The sequence below is a fragment of the Bariatricus massiliensis genome (assembly GCF_900086725.1).
Classification (GTDB): domain Bacteria; phylum Bacillota; class Clostridia; order Lachnospirales; family Lachnospiraceae; genus Allocoprococcus; species Allocoprococcus massiliensis.
The window spans coordinates 831,420-848,303 of sequence record NZ_LT574836.1 but is presented as its reverse complement, the minus strand read 5'-3'; the positions used below and the strand labels follow the sequence as shown (position 1 = coordinate 848,303).

General features: G+C 46.9%; 10 protein-coding genes and 1 tRNA gene. 9 read left to right on the top strand and 2 right to left on the bottom strand.

Annotation, left to right across the window (positions count from 1 at the left end; genetic code table 11):
- The first annotated feature begins 17 nt into the window (after window positions 1-17).
- From BN6465_RS05655 to BN6465_RS05630, 6 genes are all read left to right on the top strand, one after another.
- Entirely contained in the window at window positions 18-7,388 is a 7,371-nt protein-coding gene (locus BN6465_RS05655; RefSeq protein ID WP_066732512.1) for a non-ribosomal peptide synthetase, read from the top strand.
- A gap of 23 nt (window positions 7,389-7,411) precedes the next feature.
- A complete protein-coding gene (locus BN6465_RS05650; RefSeq protein WP_066732510.1) occupies window positions 7,412-9,232 on the top strand; it encodes a sensor histidine kinase in 1,821 nt (606 codons plus the stop codon).
- A gap of 17 nt (window positions 9,233-9,249) precedes the next feature.
- On the top strand, window positions 9,250-10,788 hold the full coding sequence (locus tag BN6465_RS05645; protein ID WP_082891593.1) for an HD domain-containing response regulator: 1,539 nt from the start codon (window positions 9,250-9,252) through the stop codon (window positions 10,786-10,788).
- A complete protein-coding gene (locus tag BN6465_RS05640; RefSeq protein ID WP_066732506.1) occupies window positions 10,785-12,440 on the top strand; it encodes an AMP-binding protein in 1,656 nt (551 codons plus the stop codon). Before BN6465_RS05645 ends, BN6465_RS05640 begins: the two co-directional genes overlap by 4 nt.
- The gene (locus BN6465_RS05635; RefSeq protein WP_066732500.1) at window positions 12,437-12,670 is read left to right on the top strand and encodes an acyl carrier protein; all 234 of its coding nucleotides are present in this window, start codon (window positions 12,437-12,439) and stop codon (window positions 12,668-12,670) included. Before BN6465_RS05640 ends, BN6465_RS05635 begins: the two co-directional genes overlap by 4 nt.
- 66 nt (window positions 12,671-12,736) lie before the next feature.
- A tRNA-Thr gene (locus BN6465_RS05630) sits at window positions 12,737-12,809 on the top strand.
- An 81-nt stretch (window positions 12,810-12,890) separates the two neighbouring features.
- Here the strand turns inward: BN6465_RS05630 and BN6465_RS05625 are convergent.
- Window positions 12,891-13,097 (bottom strand): alpha/beta-type small acid-soluble spore protein, encoded by a 207-nt coding sequence (locus BN6465_RS05625; RefSeq protein WP_066732498.1) that lies wholly within the window; start codon window positions 13,095-13,097, stop codon window positions 12,891-12,893.
- A 125-nt stretch (window positions 13,098-13,222) separates the two neighbouring features.
- On the bottom strand, window positions 13,223-14,485 hold the full coding sequence (locus BN6465_RS05620; protein WP_066732496.1) for a peptidoglycan-binding protein: 1,263 nt from the start codon (window positions 14,483-14,485) through the stop codon (window positions 13,223-13,225).
- A 77-nt stretch (window positions 14,486-14,562) separates the two neighbouring features.
- Between BN6465_RS05620 and BN6465_RS05615 the strand changes: the two genes are divergently transcribed.
- Genes BN6465_RS05615 through BN6465_RS05605 form a run of 3 tightly spaced genes read left to right on the top strand, consistent with a single transcriptional unit; the run spans window position 14,563 to window position 16,802 of the window.
- Entirely contained in the window at window positions 14,563-15,822 is a 1,260-nt protein-coding gene (locus BN6465_RS05615) for a transglutaminase domain-containing protein (protein ID WP_227183248.1), read from the top strand.
- Window positions 15,823-15,832: 10 nt separating this feature from the next.
- Complete coding sequence (locus BN6465_RS05610; protein ID WP_066732495.1) at window positions 15,833-16,378, top strand: ECF transporter S component; 546 nt, start codon at window positions 15,833-15,835, stop codon at window positions 16,376-16,378.
- On the top strand, window positions 16,368-16,802 hold the full coding sequence (locus BN6465_RS05605; protein WP_082891592.1) for a DUF1893 domain-containing protein: 435 nt from the start codon (window positions 16,368-16,370) through the stop codon (window positions 16,800-16,802). The genes BN6465_RS05610 and BN6465_RS05605 overlap by 11 nt, the downstream gene beginning before the upstream one ends.
- The last annotated feature ends 82 nt before the right edge of the window (window positions 16,803-16,884 follow it).

Here is a 16,884-nt window from a genome sequence, read left to right as displayed (position 1 = left end):
TAGAGGGACAAAAGAAGATGGGAAAAAATCATACAAAAGAGATGTTTCCGCTGTCTTACAGCCAACAGAACATCTGGAATTTAGAACAGGCATACCCGGGAATTTCCATCAACAACATTTGTACGGCACTTTATATTGAAGGGAATTTCCGGGTTGATTTATTACAGCGGTGTATCGGTTATGCTTATGAGGTATTTCCCGTCCTGAGGACCCGTATCACTTATGAAAACGGCAAAGCATTACAGTACATATCCGACGAGATGCCGGTTCCGGCTCCGTTCATTGACTTTTCAAAAACGAATCAAAGAGGCGGAGAAGTCTGGAACCGCTCAGCGGCCAGAGAGCATCTCCCCCTTTATAATATGAATCTTTGTCAGATGACAATTTTTAAGCTTTCTGAGAATGAAGGTGGAATCATGACAAGGGTTCATCATATTATCGCGGATGCATGGTCGCAGGCACTGGTGACCAATCATATCATACATAATTATTTTCAGCTACTACAATCAAAAGAGCCGGATTTGCAGATTTCTCCGGATTACAGGGCTCACATAGATATGGAGCGTAAGTATATAGCCTCCCGCAATTTTGAGCGTGACAAAGAATATTGGAGGGCAGCGCTTCAGAATTTTCCAGTTACTCAGCTTAAAGAGCACAGGTATTCCAAGATATCTCCGATCGGTGTGCGCAGGTCTATCTATCTTACCAGCAGGATGAACCGTATGATTGCGTCCTTCTGTGAACAGAAACGGGTATCTCCTTTTGCTGTTTTTTACATGGGTATTGCTATCTATATGTGCAGGATGAAGAATCAGAAACGATTCTGTATCGGTATTCCAACGATTAACCGCTTAAATTATAAAGAAAAGCAGTCGGCAGGGATGTTTGTCAATACGCTCCCTTTTGTCAATGAGATTGATGACTGCATGACTTTAAATGAATTGAATGATAAGTTGAAGGATGACTGGTTCAGCCTGCTCTACCATCAGAGGATACCGTTTGAGGAAATCAAGAAAATACTTGTCTCGGAAAATGATACCATTCCGGAGCAGCTCTTTGGTCTTGCCCTGTCTTACCAGAATGGTAAGATGGATCATCTGCGGGGAGCCAGAGTGACTGTGGAGGGCCGTTGGATATACAGTGGTTATCAGGCAGAGGCGCTGTGTATCCATGTGAGCAGCAGGGATGCACAGAACCAATTTTTAATTGACTACGATTATCTTACCCAGATATTCTCGGATACTGATATCGAGCAGTTCCATGAGCATTTCATGCAGATATTAAAGCACGCGCTTCTGAATCCGGATCTTCCTGTCAAAGATCTAGATATCATCGGTGAAGAGGAGGAAGAGAAGCTGATCTTCCACTTTAATCAGGCAGACTGCTGGTATCAGAGAGAACATTCACTAAAGTCTGAATTGATAGAGATTGCGCGGGAACACCCGGAAAGGGCGGCGCTTATATGGGAGGGGCAACGTCTGACTTATCGGGGCCTTCTGGAGCAGGCACAGGAAGATGCGAGGAGGATACGCAGGCTGTTGCCGGAAGGGGAGCATGTAATTGCGGTCCTCATGGAGCGCCAAAGCGAGCTGTTTCAAATGATGGTCTCAATAACCTGCTCTGGCCACCCATGGCTTTTGCTGGACGCAGGACTACCGGATGGGCGGCTTCAGATGATGATAGAACAGAGCCGCGCTTATTTGTGTATTTGTTCAGAGGGATTGAAAGAGAAGCTCGACGGCTGTGAGTGTCGAAAATTGACTCCGCAGGAGCTGGGTGAGTTAGAACCTGATATGGAGGATAATTCGGAAATCCCGGCACATTCACTTGCATATATCGTATATACATCCGGCAGTACAGGAAGGCCAAAAGCAGTAGCTATAGAGCATAGAAGTGTTTTGAACCTTGCTGTGAATATGGCTGGTATCTATCCTAAAGGCGCAGTACTTTCAATCTGTAACATTGGTTTTGACGCATTCATATTGGAGAGTATTGCAGCTCTGCTGAACGGGAAAACTATCGTGATTGTGCCGGATAATGAGATAAATGACAGCGGAAGCCTTGCCGATTATATCACCGGATATGATGTGGGATTTATGGCTTTGACGCCTTCTAGACTGGGAACATATCTCAAAGACGATAGGTTCCGCCATGCGCTTAAAAAGTTAGAATGTATTATCTGCGGTGGGGAAAACCTTCCGGCAGAACTTCTTTATCATGTCAGAAAATATAGTGGGGCAAGTCTTTATAACCAATATGGACCGAGTGAAGCCACTGTAGCGGTAAGCCATGCCCGTGTAACGGGGGACAGACGCATCACCATAGGGAAACCATTCGCGAACTGCAGAATCTATATTTTAGACTCCAATAGAAAGGCATTGCCCGTAGGCTGCGCAGGGGAAATCTATATTGGAGGCGACTGTCTTGCGCGAGGGTATTATCTGGATGAGGCGCTCACGGAGGAACGCTTTGTACCGGATCCCTTCATACCGGGAGAGCGCCTGTATTGCACAGGGGATCTCGGCGAGTGGACAGAGGAGGGAGAAATCTTCTTTCTAGGGAGGAAAGACCGCCAGCTGAAGCTTCTGGGCCACCGCATCGAGCCGGGAGAGGTAGAGGAAAGGCTCTGCGCCTGTCCGGGGGTGCTCCGGGCGGCAGTGGCAGTATTCAAAAACCAGTTGATTGCATTTTATACAGGGGAATCTACGATAGCCCCGGATGAAGTACTTGCACAGGCTGCAGAATATCTTCCACGGTATATGCTTCCAGTCTATGCGGAACAACTTACAGAGCTGCCGGAGACAAGCGGCGGAAAGACCGATTATAACAGACTGCCTGAGCCAAAACTTCCGGATAATTCTGAGGCTCCGGCGGATGAGACTGAGGAAAAGATTCTGACTGTATGGAAGGGTATCCTTGGGAAAGAAGAAATTGGAATACACTCCGATTACTTTTTGTGCGGAGGGGACTCACTCAATGCTGTGGCTATGCTGGCGGAATTGGAAAAAATCTTTGGCCGTCTTTTGAAATTAGAGGAGGTCTACCATAATAGTACCGTGAGAAAACTGGCCAATCTCCTCAGGGGAGGCTGCCCACGGAGAACAGAAGAGTATATAAAAAAAGCTCCTGAGCTTGCGGTGTATCCACTCTCTGCGGCACAGCAGAGTTTTTATGTACTGGAACAAGCAGACGATACAAAGATGAGCTATCATATGGCGGGTGTCTTTGAGGCGCAGGGTTCACTTGATAAGGAGAGGCTCTGCTCTGCATTTGCACAGCTTGTGGCAGAGGAAGAACAGTTCCGCACAGGGTTCGAGATTCATGACGAGGAAGTAGCTGCAAGGGTTCACGGAGAAGTGGCCTTTCGGCTGGAAGAGGCAGAAGGGAACAGCCTGAACGAGGCGCTTTCTAAATTAGCCAGACCCTTTGATCTATCCAAGCCTCCTTTGATGCGTGCAGCTCTCTATGAAGAAGGCAGCAGACAGTATCTGCTTTTAGATGTGCATCACATTATCTCCGACGGAATCAGCAGCGTGCTGACGATGAGACGGCTTGACGCCTACTACAGAGGAAGTAAGCCGGCTCTGCCTGAATTTACTTATAAAGACTATGCATGGGCATGCCGGAATGATGCAGAGGCGGTAAAGGAACAGAGCAGTTTCTGGGAGGAGCTGTTAAAGGAAGGAATGCCGGAGCTTAAGCTGCCGCTTGACCGTGTCAGGCCTTCCGCTTTTGACGGCAGAGGAAGCCGTCTCTATTTTCAGATTACACCAGAGCAGGGAGATATGTTGGAGACCTTTGCACAGGATAATAAGCTTACGGTATTTACCGTATTATTTTCGGCGTTCGCTGTCCTACTTTCCGGTCTGGCAGGGCAGGAAAGGTTTGCCGTAGGTTCACCGCTGGCTGGCCGGAGACACAGTGTCCTTCAAGATATGATAGGAGTTTTTGTCAATACACTTCCAATTCTGGTGAACCTGCAGAGGGAGGAAAGTACCCTTGCATTTATGGGCAGGATGCAGGAGCAGATAACGGCAGTCATCGATCATCAGGCAGTGCCGTTCGAGGAGATTGTGAAGAAAGCCGGAGTGACGCCCTCACGTGAAAAGAATCCATTGTTCACCACATTATTTTCTTTGGCGCCGTTGAATCCGGATGCCTTTACGCTGGGAGAGGTGGAGCTTAAATTCGTACCACAGGATATACATGCAGTGAAAGTGGACCTGCATTTGGAAGCCACCCCCTCTGCGGGAGGGTACCGCTTCTGTTTTGAGTATGCGGACCGTCTGTTTGACAAAGAGACGATTGCCTACTACAGCAGATGCTACGTGCACATTTTGACGGAGTTATTTAGAGCGCCCGAGAAACTACGGTCGATTAATATGGTTTCGCCGGGTGATAAGATGCGCCTGCTGGAGAAGCCTGCGTATATGCGGACTCCCTATGAGAGGGTGTGCATCGACAGAATCATAGACCGCTATGCAGTCTGGAAGCAGAAGGAGACGGCGGTTTGCTGGGGAGATGGCATGTCTCTGACTTATGAGGAAGTGAAAATGCATGCGGATTCTTTGGCTTGGAGGCTTCATTCGAAAGGTGTCATGCATGGGGATGTCGTTGCGTTCATGCCGAGAAGGAACGGTACGATGCTGGTGGCCATGCTGGGAATACTGAAGGCCGGGGCGGCTTATCTGCCAATCGATGCTGCTTTTCCAAAGGAGCGCGTGGAATATATGCTGAGTACGGCAAAAGCAGCCTGTCTGCTTACCGGCGAAGGTATAGCGTTCGAGACGGATATATGCGCAGTCTATGCGGTGGAGGCTTTATTTGAGGAAGAAAGTAAAGGCGGAGAACAGAATGTCTATGGCAGTGGAAGAACAGGGCAGCGAAGCCCGGATGATGCCGCGAATGTCATATTTACCTCTGGCTCCACGGGACGTCCAAAGGGTGTGGTAATGCTGCACAAGGCTTTGGCGAACCTTGCAAGCCATGACGACCCTATTTTGGGCGGAGAGAATGACTGCATTCTATGTGCTTCCAATTGTGTGTTCGATGTGTTTACTACAGAGACTATTTTGGCGTTGGCGGCTGGCAGAAGAATCAGTGTAGCCGATGAAGAGGAGATGATGCTCCCGTGGAAAATGGCCCGGAGAATCATCAAAGATGGGGCTACTATTCTCCAATTTACGCCCTCCCGAATGCAGATGTGTCTCAACGAGGAATCGTTCTGTCAGGTACTTGCACAGATTCAGATTATCATTCTTATGGGAGAACCGTGGACCATGCAGCTGAAAGACAGACTCAAGAAGCTGACAGACGCGAAGATATACAATATCTATGGGCCGACGGAGACATCGGTGTATAACTGCCAAGGGGAAATTCGGGAGGCCGATGCCATCCATATCGGAAAACCGATAGGAAACTGCCGCTACTATTTGCTGGATAAGGATAAGGAGCCTGTCATGCCGGGGGCTATAGGAGAAATCTATATTGCGGGCGAATGTCTGGCCGCCGGGTATATGAACCGGAAAGAGCTGACAGAAGAAGTATTCGTGGAAGATCCGTTTTTTCCGGGAGAACGGATGTATAAGACTGGAGATGTGGGAAGGCTGCGGCCCGACGGCAACTGGCAATGTCTTGGACGGGTGGACAGCCAGCTTAAATTGAACGGGCATCGTATTGAACCTGAGGAAATTGCCCAGCAGATTGTGGAGAGTGGACAGTGCAGCGAGGCGGCTGTCCTGCCGGTGAAAGAGAATGGCATTCCTCAGTATTTAAAGGCTTACGGCGTGCCCGGAAAAAATTATGATAAAAATGAGCTGATGAAGTATCTAGCTTCCAGACTTCCAGACTATATGGTTCCGTCGGAATTCGTTCCTATCGGAGAGATGCCGAAAACAGCCAGTGGCAAGATTGATTATCATGAGCTGGATACATGGGAGTCAAATGCTGTGGACCCAGCAGAGAGCGATATAATATCCAGCGAGTCCCAAGGATTAAATGACGGGAACTTTATAAAAGATATTTGGCGTGAAGTATTGAAGAAAGAACCGCTGGAAACGACCTCCTTTTTTGAGCAGGGAGGCACATCGCTAAAAGCTATTATAGTGTTGAACTATTATTATAAGCATCATTATGATTTGTCGCTCAATGATTTTTATCGGTTTCCCACATTGAAAGAGCAGATGGAAATGCTTGGGTGTGAGATGCAGGGCCATGAATCCGGGAAGGACATTACGTCTGCTGGAAAGGATGAGGAGGCCGTCGGGGAACAAGAGGAAATCGAGCTTGATTCCCCGCCTATAGAAGTGAAGGGAAAGACTATTTTACTTACCGGCGCCACCGGTTATCTTGGGGCGCACTTGTTGAGAGAGCTCTTGGGACAAGGTGCTGGAAAAGTAATCTGTCTGCTGCGGAATTTCAGTGACGTACGTCTTCGGGAAACGCTGAATCTTTATTTTGGCAGTGAGTTTTATTTAGATAACTGGGGAAGAATAGAGAGCATATGCGGAGATATGACAGCCCATAATTTAGGATTATCCGAGACTGCCTATGAAGAACTGGCGGAAAGAACAGACATCATAGTCCATTCTGCCGCGGATGTTCGACATTTTGCGCCGGAAGACGAGTTGATGCGGGCAAATACCAGAGGAACAGAGGAAATGCTGGCGCTTGCAAAAAACGGCGGGTGTGCGTTCGCTCATATGTCGACGGTGAGCGTGGCGGGAGAATATTTATATCGAACTCCGGACAAATGGGCCGTGTTCCGGGAATCTTCTCTGGATATTGGACAAAACTGGCAGGAGAACGGCTATGCCAAGACAAAGATGCTGGCCGAGAAACAGGTGTTTGCTGCCACCGAGGGTGGGCTGAATGTCAAAGTGTTTCGCGTTGGGCGTCTGGTATCGAGGCAGAGTGACGGTATTTTTCAAAAAAATCCCCAGACTAATGCGTTCTACAGGCTCATACGTGGAATGGCGGAGCTGGGCAGATACCCTAGAATTCTAAATGAGATTCCTTTTGAGATGACACCGGTGGATTTTGCGGTGGAGGCTATCGTGAAACTCTTTGCCAGCAGTAAGAAGTGTTTTCATATTATGAATACGAACCAATACACTTTAGGAGAAATATTACAGGAACTTTGTGGTATTCCGGCAATAGAAAATGAAGAATTCGACTGCTTGATTCGAGAAACTGTGCAGGGATGTGATGAGCCGGTATCCGAATATGTGCGTGCTGCAGCCGAGATGTGGGTGTCCGGCACGGGGCTCAAAACAAAGGTTCAGGTGGCGGCAGAGATGACCTCAAATGAGCTTGAGAAAACAGGATTCCGGTGGAAACTTCCGGATTTGGGAATCTGGAAAAATAGGATAAAATCAGAAGTTAAATAACAAAAAGAAGAGGAGGACGGTGTATGGATGCCGTTACACTGAGGATTTTATATCTGATGTTGACGATTTTAATATTTTTTATCATCAGCTGCATCATGAAAGGAAGTCTTAAAATTATACAAAAACTGTACATTGCTTCCTCTTCCTTCCTAATTATATGGATCGGAGCGGTGGCAGGTATCACATGGATAGAGGATAAAAAGGCTCCTGTTTTGGTGACGCTGGATGCAGTTACCTGTGCGTCCATGGCCTTTCTTGTAATGACAATGTTCATCATGTCATACTGTTTTGTCCATAACTTGACGGTTATGCCGAAAAAATGCTGCTGGCTGTATCTATTTCCCATTGTTACATCCACCATCGCATTTACTAACCCGCTCCATCATTTGTTCTACAGACATTTTTCCGTGTATGTATCAGAGGTGCAGTTCGGCCCACTGTTCATAATTTCGGGAATACAATATTATTTCTGGTCGTGTGCGTCTATTTTCATGGTACTGCGTTACGGGCTCAAGAACCGTCATAAAATGATTGTCTGGCAGGTAATGCTCTTCAGCGGAGGATTAACGGTACCTTTGATAATAAATGTTCTGGCTACTTTAAAGATAGTGGATTTTTCTATAGCTGCCACACCGATGGCGTTTTTCTTTACCATTATCTGTCATGGATATGCTATTTATTTTCTTAATTTTTTAAATATAAAGCCGGTAGCCCTGCAGAACATTTTGGACAGTATAGCCGACTGTTATGTCATCCTTTCCTCGGACAGCTGCATCATCAACGCGAATCAACCATTCTTGGACAATTTCGGAGATGATTATGGCATGCGGATCAACAGCTACCTGACTTCGGTGGTGGAAGAATTGGAGCCGAGAAAGCGAGATGTAATTTACAACCTTCTGAATTTTTTCGATATTTGTAAGCAGTCCACCAGTGTGATTTCCTATGAGCAGGCAATATTGTGTGAGCGTGGTAAGCTGTATTACTCTGTAGAGCTGACGCCGATTTTTATCCGCAGGAAGCTTGTCGGAGTCGTGGCGCTGTTTGCGGACGTCACAAAGCTGAAGGAGGATATGAGGCGGGAGAAGCAGATGCTGAGCCGGGAGATGGAGCGGGAACGATTGGCTTCACTGGGGCAGATGGTGGGAAGTATTTCTCACAATCTCAAGACTCCAATCATGTCTGTCTCCGGCAGCGTGGATTCTCTGGAACGGCTGATCATGGAATACCGGGAAAGTATAGGTGATTCGGAGGTCACGCCGAATGATCATGCGGAAATCGCGGCAGAGATGGAAGAGTGGCTGAAAAAAATCAAAGGAAGCTGCGCCTATATGTCAGACGTCATTACCACAGTCAAGGGTATGGCCGTGAACATGAACACATCGAATATCACCGAATTCAAACTGGAAGAAGTGTTTAAGAAGGTTCTCATACTCATGAAGCAGAATCTGATAAAACACAGGTGTAATCTGATTATTGAAAATAAACTGCCGGAAGATGTTTATCTGAAGGGAGATGTAAATAATCTTGTGCAGGTGCTGACCAATTTAGTAGACAACGCCAAGGATTCTATGGGTACAAAGGGCGGAGATATTGTGCTGCGTGCATGGTATAAGGAGCAGGTTGTCTACATATCAGTTACAGACAGCGGTACAGGGATTTCTCAGGAAGTGAAGAGAAAGCTGTTCGTATCCATGTATACCTCGAAAGGGGCAAAGGGAACAGGGCTTGGCCTGTACAGTTCGGCGGGATTGATTCGGGGAAAATTCGGCGGAGAGATGTGGGTGGAAGACAATCCGTCCGGCGGTTCTGTATTTTTCGTAAAAATACCGTTGAATACATAGAAGAGAGGTGAAATACATTGAGAAAAAATAGGGTCGGCAGGAAGAAGAATGGGTTTTCTATGTTCATACTGGATGATGACCGGAATATGACTGACGCACTTCAGTCTTATTTTGAGGCGTCAGGCTATGATGTGGAGCAATCCAATGACCCGCTGGAAGCTTTAGAGCAGATGAGAGAGAAGGCGTACGATATTCTGCTACTTGATTTTATCATGTATCCCATATGCGGGGACGAGGTTGTCGCAAGGCTGAGAGAGTTCGATACAAATATTTATGTGATTATGCTCACTGGGCATAGAGAAGTGGCGCCCCCGCTCAATACGATAAGAGAACTAGAGATACAGGGATATTTTGAAAAAAGCGACCGTTTTGATCAACTGGAGCTTCTTGTGGAAAGCTGCATAAAATCAATACGGCAGATGAAAACAGTATCCCGCTATCAGGAAGGGCTCTCCAACATTTTGGAGGCGGTGCCGAAGATGCACCGCTATCTGCCTATGCCAGTATTTGCAAAGGAACTGCTTGCAGAGCTGCTTCGAATCAGCGGGGCTGAAAACGGCTTCGTATGGCTGAAGCCCGAAAACATGCTGCCCGGTGAAGACATCGAGGAGATGAAAAAAGAAATCTTCTGCGGAGAAGGCCGGTGGAAGGATGATACGCTGGACACCTTCCTTGAAAAATATCCATCCACCAAAATTTGTTTTCAGAGAAGGCAGATATCTACATTGGTAGAAGGAGAGAGACACTTCGTATTAATCCCTTTAAATATCGGAGAAAAATTACGTCTGGGGATGATGGGCATCATTGAGAACGGGGAAAATACGGAAGGACATGACCTTTATGCAGTATTTGGAGAACAAGCGGCATCCGCTTTGCACAATCTAATTCTTCATCATTTGCTACAGTTGAATAATCAGAGACTCCAACTCACCTATGAACATCTAGAGAAGGGGTATATGGATACTATAGAGGCATTGCGGCTTCTCGTTGATGCCAAAGACATCTATACAAGGGGGCATTCGGACCGGGTGGCCTACTATGCGGTCCGGCTTGCACAGGCTCTGGGAAAATCAAGAGAATATGTTGAATATGTCCGTGCGGCCGGACTATTACACGATATAGGTAAAATTGGCGTGTCAGACGCTATTCTAAAAAAAGAAGCAAAACTTGATGACAAGGAATTTTCAGTTATAAAGAAGCACCCTGAGATGGGGGCAAACATATTGGCTCGCATCAGCATGTTTCAGAGTATAGGCGATGTCGTGGCAGCACATCACGAGCGGTATGACGGGACAGGATATCCCAAGGGACTTAAGGGGGAGGAGATACCAGAGGAGGCCAGAATTGTCGCCATAGCAGATGCCTTTGACGCAATGATGTCCGACAGGCATTACCGCAAAAAGCTTACAATGGAGGAATGTATCCGGGAGCTGGAAGAAGGCATGGGAACCCAATTCGACAGCAATATGATTCCTGCGTTTTTGAGTGTTCTGAAAGATTTTGATGCAATGGACCAAGAACTGCGGTGGACATACCAACGGGGGAATATTATATGAGAAGAGATAACTATCCATTGAACGGAGCAAAGCGTTTTGAAACACTGCCCCAATGTCTGGAATATATGAAGACAAATTACGGCGGCCAGACGGCGCTCACTTTTTTTGACGAAGACGGCGAAGCAAAAGAGTGGACGTTTGGACAGTTTGTGGCGGACGTGGATGCGTGTATGGAAGGGCTTTGCGTGTCAGGCCTGACAGGTACACATATGGCCTTGATAAGTGAAAATTGTTATGAGTGGGTCGTGGCTTTCTTTGCGGTCGTATGCAGCGGCGGGACGGCCGTGCCTATCGATGTTGAACAAACTGCAGAAGAGATACAAAAGGCAGTCCGTCATGCGGATTGTGGAGCAATGATTATATCGGAAACATACGAGCTGATTTTGAATGCACAAAAGATTCCGGAGCACCGCTTTGTGATACGAAGAGGCGGAGGTACGGATAGCTTCGACGCTCTGTTGTCGCTTGGCAGGACAGGGGAGTACAGTCAGGAAACAGAGCGGCTTGCGGGGGTGGTTCAAAGCAGTGATCAGGCACTGATAGTATATACTTCCGGTACCACCAATACGGCGAAGCCCGTTGTGCTCACCCACGGGAATCTGATGTACAACGCATGGGGGGCACTGGCCATGGTCGACGTAGGCACCAGAGTATTCACCCCACTGCCATTTTATCATACGTATGCCCTTACTTGTGGGATGCTTGGCTGTCTGGCTCAAGGAATCCACTTTTCTTCCAATGGTTTTTTGAAAACAATGATGAGAGATATCAGAAGATTTGAGCCGGAGACGCTGATCAGCGTCCCGATGATAACGGATAACCTATTGAAAGCGATTACAATGGAAGAGAGAAAAGCCGGTGTGAGAGATGCAGTGAAAACTGTGCAGGAAAAGGCCATGCGCAGAAAAAAGTGGCATATGAAAGTTAAAAGCCAGCGCAATCAATATGTGGATAAAATCGTAGGAAAAAAACTGAGCCTTATTATCAGTGGAGGAGCTCATTTGAATGACAGGTCTGCGGAAGAATTAGAAGTGTATGGTATTCAAGTGCTTCAGGGTTATGGAATTACAGAATGCGGGCCTCTTATCAGTGCGAACCGCAATGGTTTGAATAAAATAAAATCAGTGGGGCTCGTTCTGCCGGAGACCGAAATTAAATTTGCAGGCGGCGAGATATTAGTGAAAGGCCCATCGGTATTTCCCCGGTATTATAAGGCGGAAGGGCTGACGAAGGAGGCGCTGGTAAATGGCTGGTTCCATACCGGCGATATCGGTTATATGGATAAAAAAGGGTTCTTGTACATATGCGGCAGAAAAAAGAATCTCATCGTGTTCAGCAACGGTAAAAAGGTAGTTCCGGAGGAGCTGGAGCGGTATTTGTCTGCCCTGCCTCTCATCAAAGAAGTTATGGTATATGGTGCAAGCAGTGGGCAGACAGCAGATGAAGTGACATTGTCGGCAATGGTTTATCCGGATCCGGATGCAACACGGGAGATGAGCTCTTTCGAGATACTGGAAAAAATACAGGAGGATATGAGTGAGCTGAACAAAAATCTTCCGCTCTATAAAAGAGTGCAGTCCATCAAACTCACGGAGGCAGAATTCGGGAAGACCGGTATCAGAAAAATCAAGAGAAATGAGGTTTCTTTATGACAGAGGATGAATTATTTGATGTAATTAAAGAGATAGTATTTTATGTGACCGGTACGGAGACACTCACAAGGGATACGGATTTTGTGAAAGATCTTGCACTGAATTCTCTGGATGTCGCCAACATGGTGGCGGTTTTTGAAGAACGGTTTGACGTGAAAATTCCCATTGCTGAGGTGTGGAAGCTGGCACAGGTTCGGGATGTTATTGAGTTTATATCAAGAAATAATTAAAAAAGTAGTTGCATTTTTTGTAAAATTCGATATAATAATATTTGTGACTGTCACGAAAAGTCATAAGCTGGAATAGCTCAGTCGGTAGAGCACTTCACTCGTAATGAAGGGGTCGTCGGTTCAAGTCCGATTTCCAGCTTTTGTCTTAAGACAGAAAGAAGCACCTGAGCCTCTGTTTAGAAGCCCCGGTGCTTTTTCTAATTTAAGCAGTCAGATTTGCTTATTTACCAGCCATCTGCTTTTCCTGCTGTTCGATCATTTTCTTAACCATATAACCACCAACAGATCCATTCTGTCTGGATGTTAAGTCTCCGTTGTATCCGTCTGTAAGCGGTACTCCGAGTTCGTTTGCAACCTCATATTTGAATTTGTCTAATGCACCTTTTGCTTCCGGTACGGCTGCTCTGTTAGATGAACGATTTGCCATTTTTCTTTTCCTCCTTTTTGGTAACTTGTAACTTTCCTTGTGGATGTTACGATAGTAGTATATGGAGAAAACGAAAGCTTAAACTAGAAGTTATTTCTATTTTTAACAATTTTTGAAAATGGCTGTTAAGTCAATTCTGCAATACGCGATACACCCACATAAATTTCCGAAATTTTATACCAAGTGCGGTAATCTACGGTCCCGGTCTGTGGAAGGCCAAAGACAGATTGGAATTTAGTGACGGCGGCAGCGGTGCCCGGGCCGTATATGCCGTCCACGGTGACGGTGGGGATGGCGGGATATGCGCCGGCTATCACGTTGAGCTGTTCCTGCATCTGGCGTACCTTGTCACCGCTGGAGCCTTGAGAGAGCGTATAGCCGGGCCAGGAAGAAGGAATGCCTGATATCTCGGGGGCAATATTGATATACATATCGTCCCCATAATAATAGCGGAGAATATCTATAGCGGAATAACCTTGTTCTCCCAGCGCTTGTGAGCCCCATTGTGTCATCCAGTTGGGACATTGAACACGGCGGCCGTCACAGTACTGAGTGAGAATAGGCTGGCGTACGTTAGGCCGCGAGAGGTAATTTGCAAACAATTCGTCCACGATCACAGAAATGGTATCAAAAATATTCCGCTCCGGTATCCATTTGTGGTCGAAAGCGGTGGAGGAAGTGATGGTAAAATCATATCCTTGATTCCGGTACCATTCTGTGTATACACGATTTAAAGTAAAGGACATGATAGCGAGGACATTGGCACGAATCGTGTTCTCGGTCCAGGTTGCATAGATTTCACTGGATGCCACATTTTTGATATAGTCTTTATATCTTACATAGTAATTTTGTGCGGTCGTGTCTCTGGGAGACCCATCATGGACTACAATGTATTCAGGAACAACTACACGGCTCAATACGATTTCGCCGGTTTCGTTCATTGGTTTGATTTCGTCTTCGGGAATTTTGGGCGGATATTCCGCATATAGCGTGTGTGCCGGTATGACGAACACATTTTCAGCCTCGTTATCAGCCAGAGGGCGGAGCTGGACATTTTGAATCGCTGTCACATCAGGAAGAATCTCTGCTCCGGCAATACTCATTGGCTCGTATCCCGGGGCGGTAATGTCCAGTGTATATTCCGAGTAGGGCTGTTCTTCAATTTGAGGATTCAAACTGTATTCGAGAGGCGGAGCTGCCAGCTCCAGTGTCTCACTTTGTCCGGAAGTATCGGTTGTGACTTCTTCCAATGTACTGTCGGGCACGCCGGTGTAAGAAATCTGCACTGTGGCATCAGGTACAGGGCGGGCGGTGATTTCCGATGTAACATTGATCTGCAGACGTCCCCGGTAAGTAAGTGTATCCTGCATAGATTTTAATATGCTCATAAAAAGACCTCGTGGTGTACTGTTACTGCTATTTTATTCGTTATGTTGGGATATTGTGAAAAAAAAGGTGTTGTGTTATGATATCTTTAGTTGATTTGATGGCGGAGGTAATGATGAGAAGACGTAGGAGAGGGTTCCGCAGAGGGTTGCTGGCGGTTTTGTTCTGCTTTCTATTTGGAGCGGCCTGTGTAGCCGGAGGATTGTGGATGTCTGGCCGGGAGACAAAGGAAAGCGCTGCAAGACCTCGGGGCAGCGCGGTACCTTATCAAGAGGCTGAGATAGAGGAGGAGACGGTTGCTGGCAGGTTTTACTACCAGCAGATTCAAGAACAGGAGCAGACCGCTTATAAGGAAATTCTGCAGGGAGTACGTGAAAATGCGGAAAAAATTTATATCCACCAAGAGGATGCCCAGCGCGCTAACGAGCTGTTCCAGTTCGTGCTGGACGACTTCCCTGAGATTTTTTGGTGCGACGGCAATGCCACATCGACGGCCTATCCAAGTGTACTTGGGACAGATGCCTATGTAGTGGTCGAACCCCGGTATACATATAAGGAAGAGGAGAAGGCCGCGAAGCAGACGCAGGTCGAAGAGGCAGCTGCGGCATGTTTATCCAGTGTGGACGCTGAGGCATCGGAATATGAGAAAATAAAATTTGTCTATGAATATATCATCGATACAGTAGACTATGACTTGGAGGCTCCGGACAACCAGAATATTTTGAGCGCTCTGGTGAACCGCCGCTCTGTCTGTGCCGGATATGCCAGAAGCACGCAGTACTTGCTGCAAAGGCTTGGAATCTACTGCGCTTATGTCACGGGAACCGCGACGGACGTTGGCGGGACTGCCGAAGAGCACGCATGGAATCTCGTGCGCTGTGACGGACAGTACTATTATGTTGATACGACGTGGGGAGATCCAATCTTCCAGCAGGAGGAGGGAGCTGGGGCAGAGAGGGCCAAGACATACGACTATCTGTGCTGCAGCCAGAGGGAGATTGAAAAGACCCATACGCTTACGGCCGGTTTCCAGTATCCGGAATGCCTGTCGGAGGATTTGAATTACTATCGAATGAACGGAATGTACTATGATGCTTTTGATGAAAATGTATTTTTAAGTGCGATATACCGCTCTGTAGAACAGGGCAGCGCAAGCACGATATTCAAATTTGCGGATGAAGCATTGTTCATGCAATCTAAGGAGGCAATCATTGGAGACTTGGTGAAAAGGGGGGCACAGTATCTAGGCTCTCTTTATGGGCTGCAGGAGATACAGTACTCTTACGAGGAAAGTCCGGCTCTCAATAAAATCACACTATATTGGTCATATGAAGAATAAGGAGGAAATCATGGCACAATTAAGAACGAAAAGACAGACGGTTACATTAAAGATAGCATACGGAGGTCTACTCATTGCATTGGGAATCCTGCTTCCGCAGGCATTTCATATTTTTGGTCAGGAAGCAGGGATGATATTTTTGCCTATCCAGATACCTGTCTTTATGGCAGGCCTGCTGCTCGGCCCCATATATGGCGGGATAGTAGGGGCGGCAGTTCCCATACTGAGCTGTGTCCTGACTGCTATGCCTCCGGTGCCTAAAGTATATTTTATGTTGTTCGAGATGGTGGCATACGGTGTCGCCTCAGGGTTGTTAAAAAAGAAGTTCAATGTGATTGTCAGCATTCTGGGGGCTATCATTGCAGGACGGCTGATGTATGGCGCAGCACTGGCAGCAGGCGTCAGTATTTTGGGAATTCATGCCCCATTTGCCAATTCAGCGGCTTTTATAAGTACACTGGTAACCGGAATACCGGGGAACTTGATTCAGCTCACGCTGCTTCCGGCATTATATATTGGATTGAAAAGAGGAGGATTTACATTCGATGAGAGATAGATATTTGGAAGAGGCAAAGGAGCTTCTCTATAAAGAAGAGACAAGGACTTGTGCGGTTGTGTGGGCAGATGAGGCTGCAAAGGAGCCTTATGTATCAGAAGAAAAAGGCATCCGCCCATTGATGAAGCTTTTAGAAGAGGGAGGGCTTGCTCTGAGCAATGGATGTCTTGCGGACAAAGTGATTGGGAAGGCGGCTGCCTTTCTTGCTGTCTACGGCGGCGTCAGCCAGATATATGCGGATGTTATCAGTGAAGCGGCGCTGCGGGTACTTCAGGCAGAAGAAGTGTACTGCGAGTACAGAGAAGTCGTTCCATATATTGTGAACCGCACAAAAACTGGAAGATGTCCGATGGAGTCAGCCGTGTGGGAAATCAGTGATGCGGATATGGCATACAGAGTTTTAAAAGAAAAAATTAACGGTTGAAATCTTGCCTTAAATATGGTAAAATCTTTACAATTTGAGAAAGTGGGCGCTCTGGAACGTAAAAGACTCCAAGAGTGCCTTC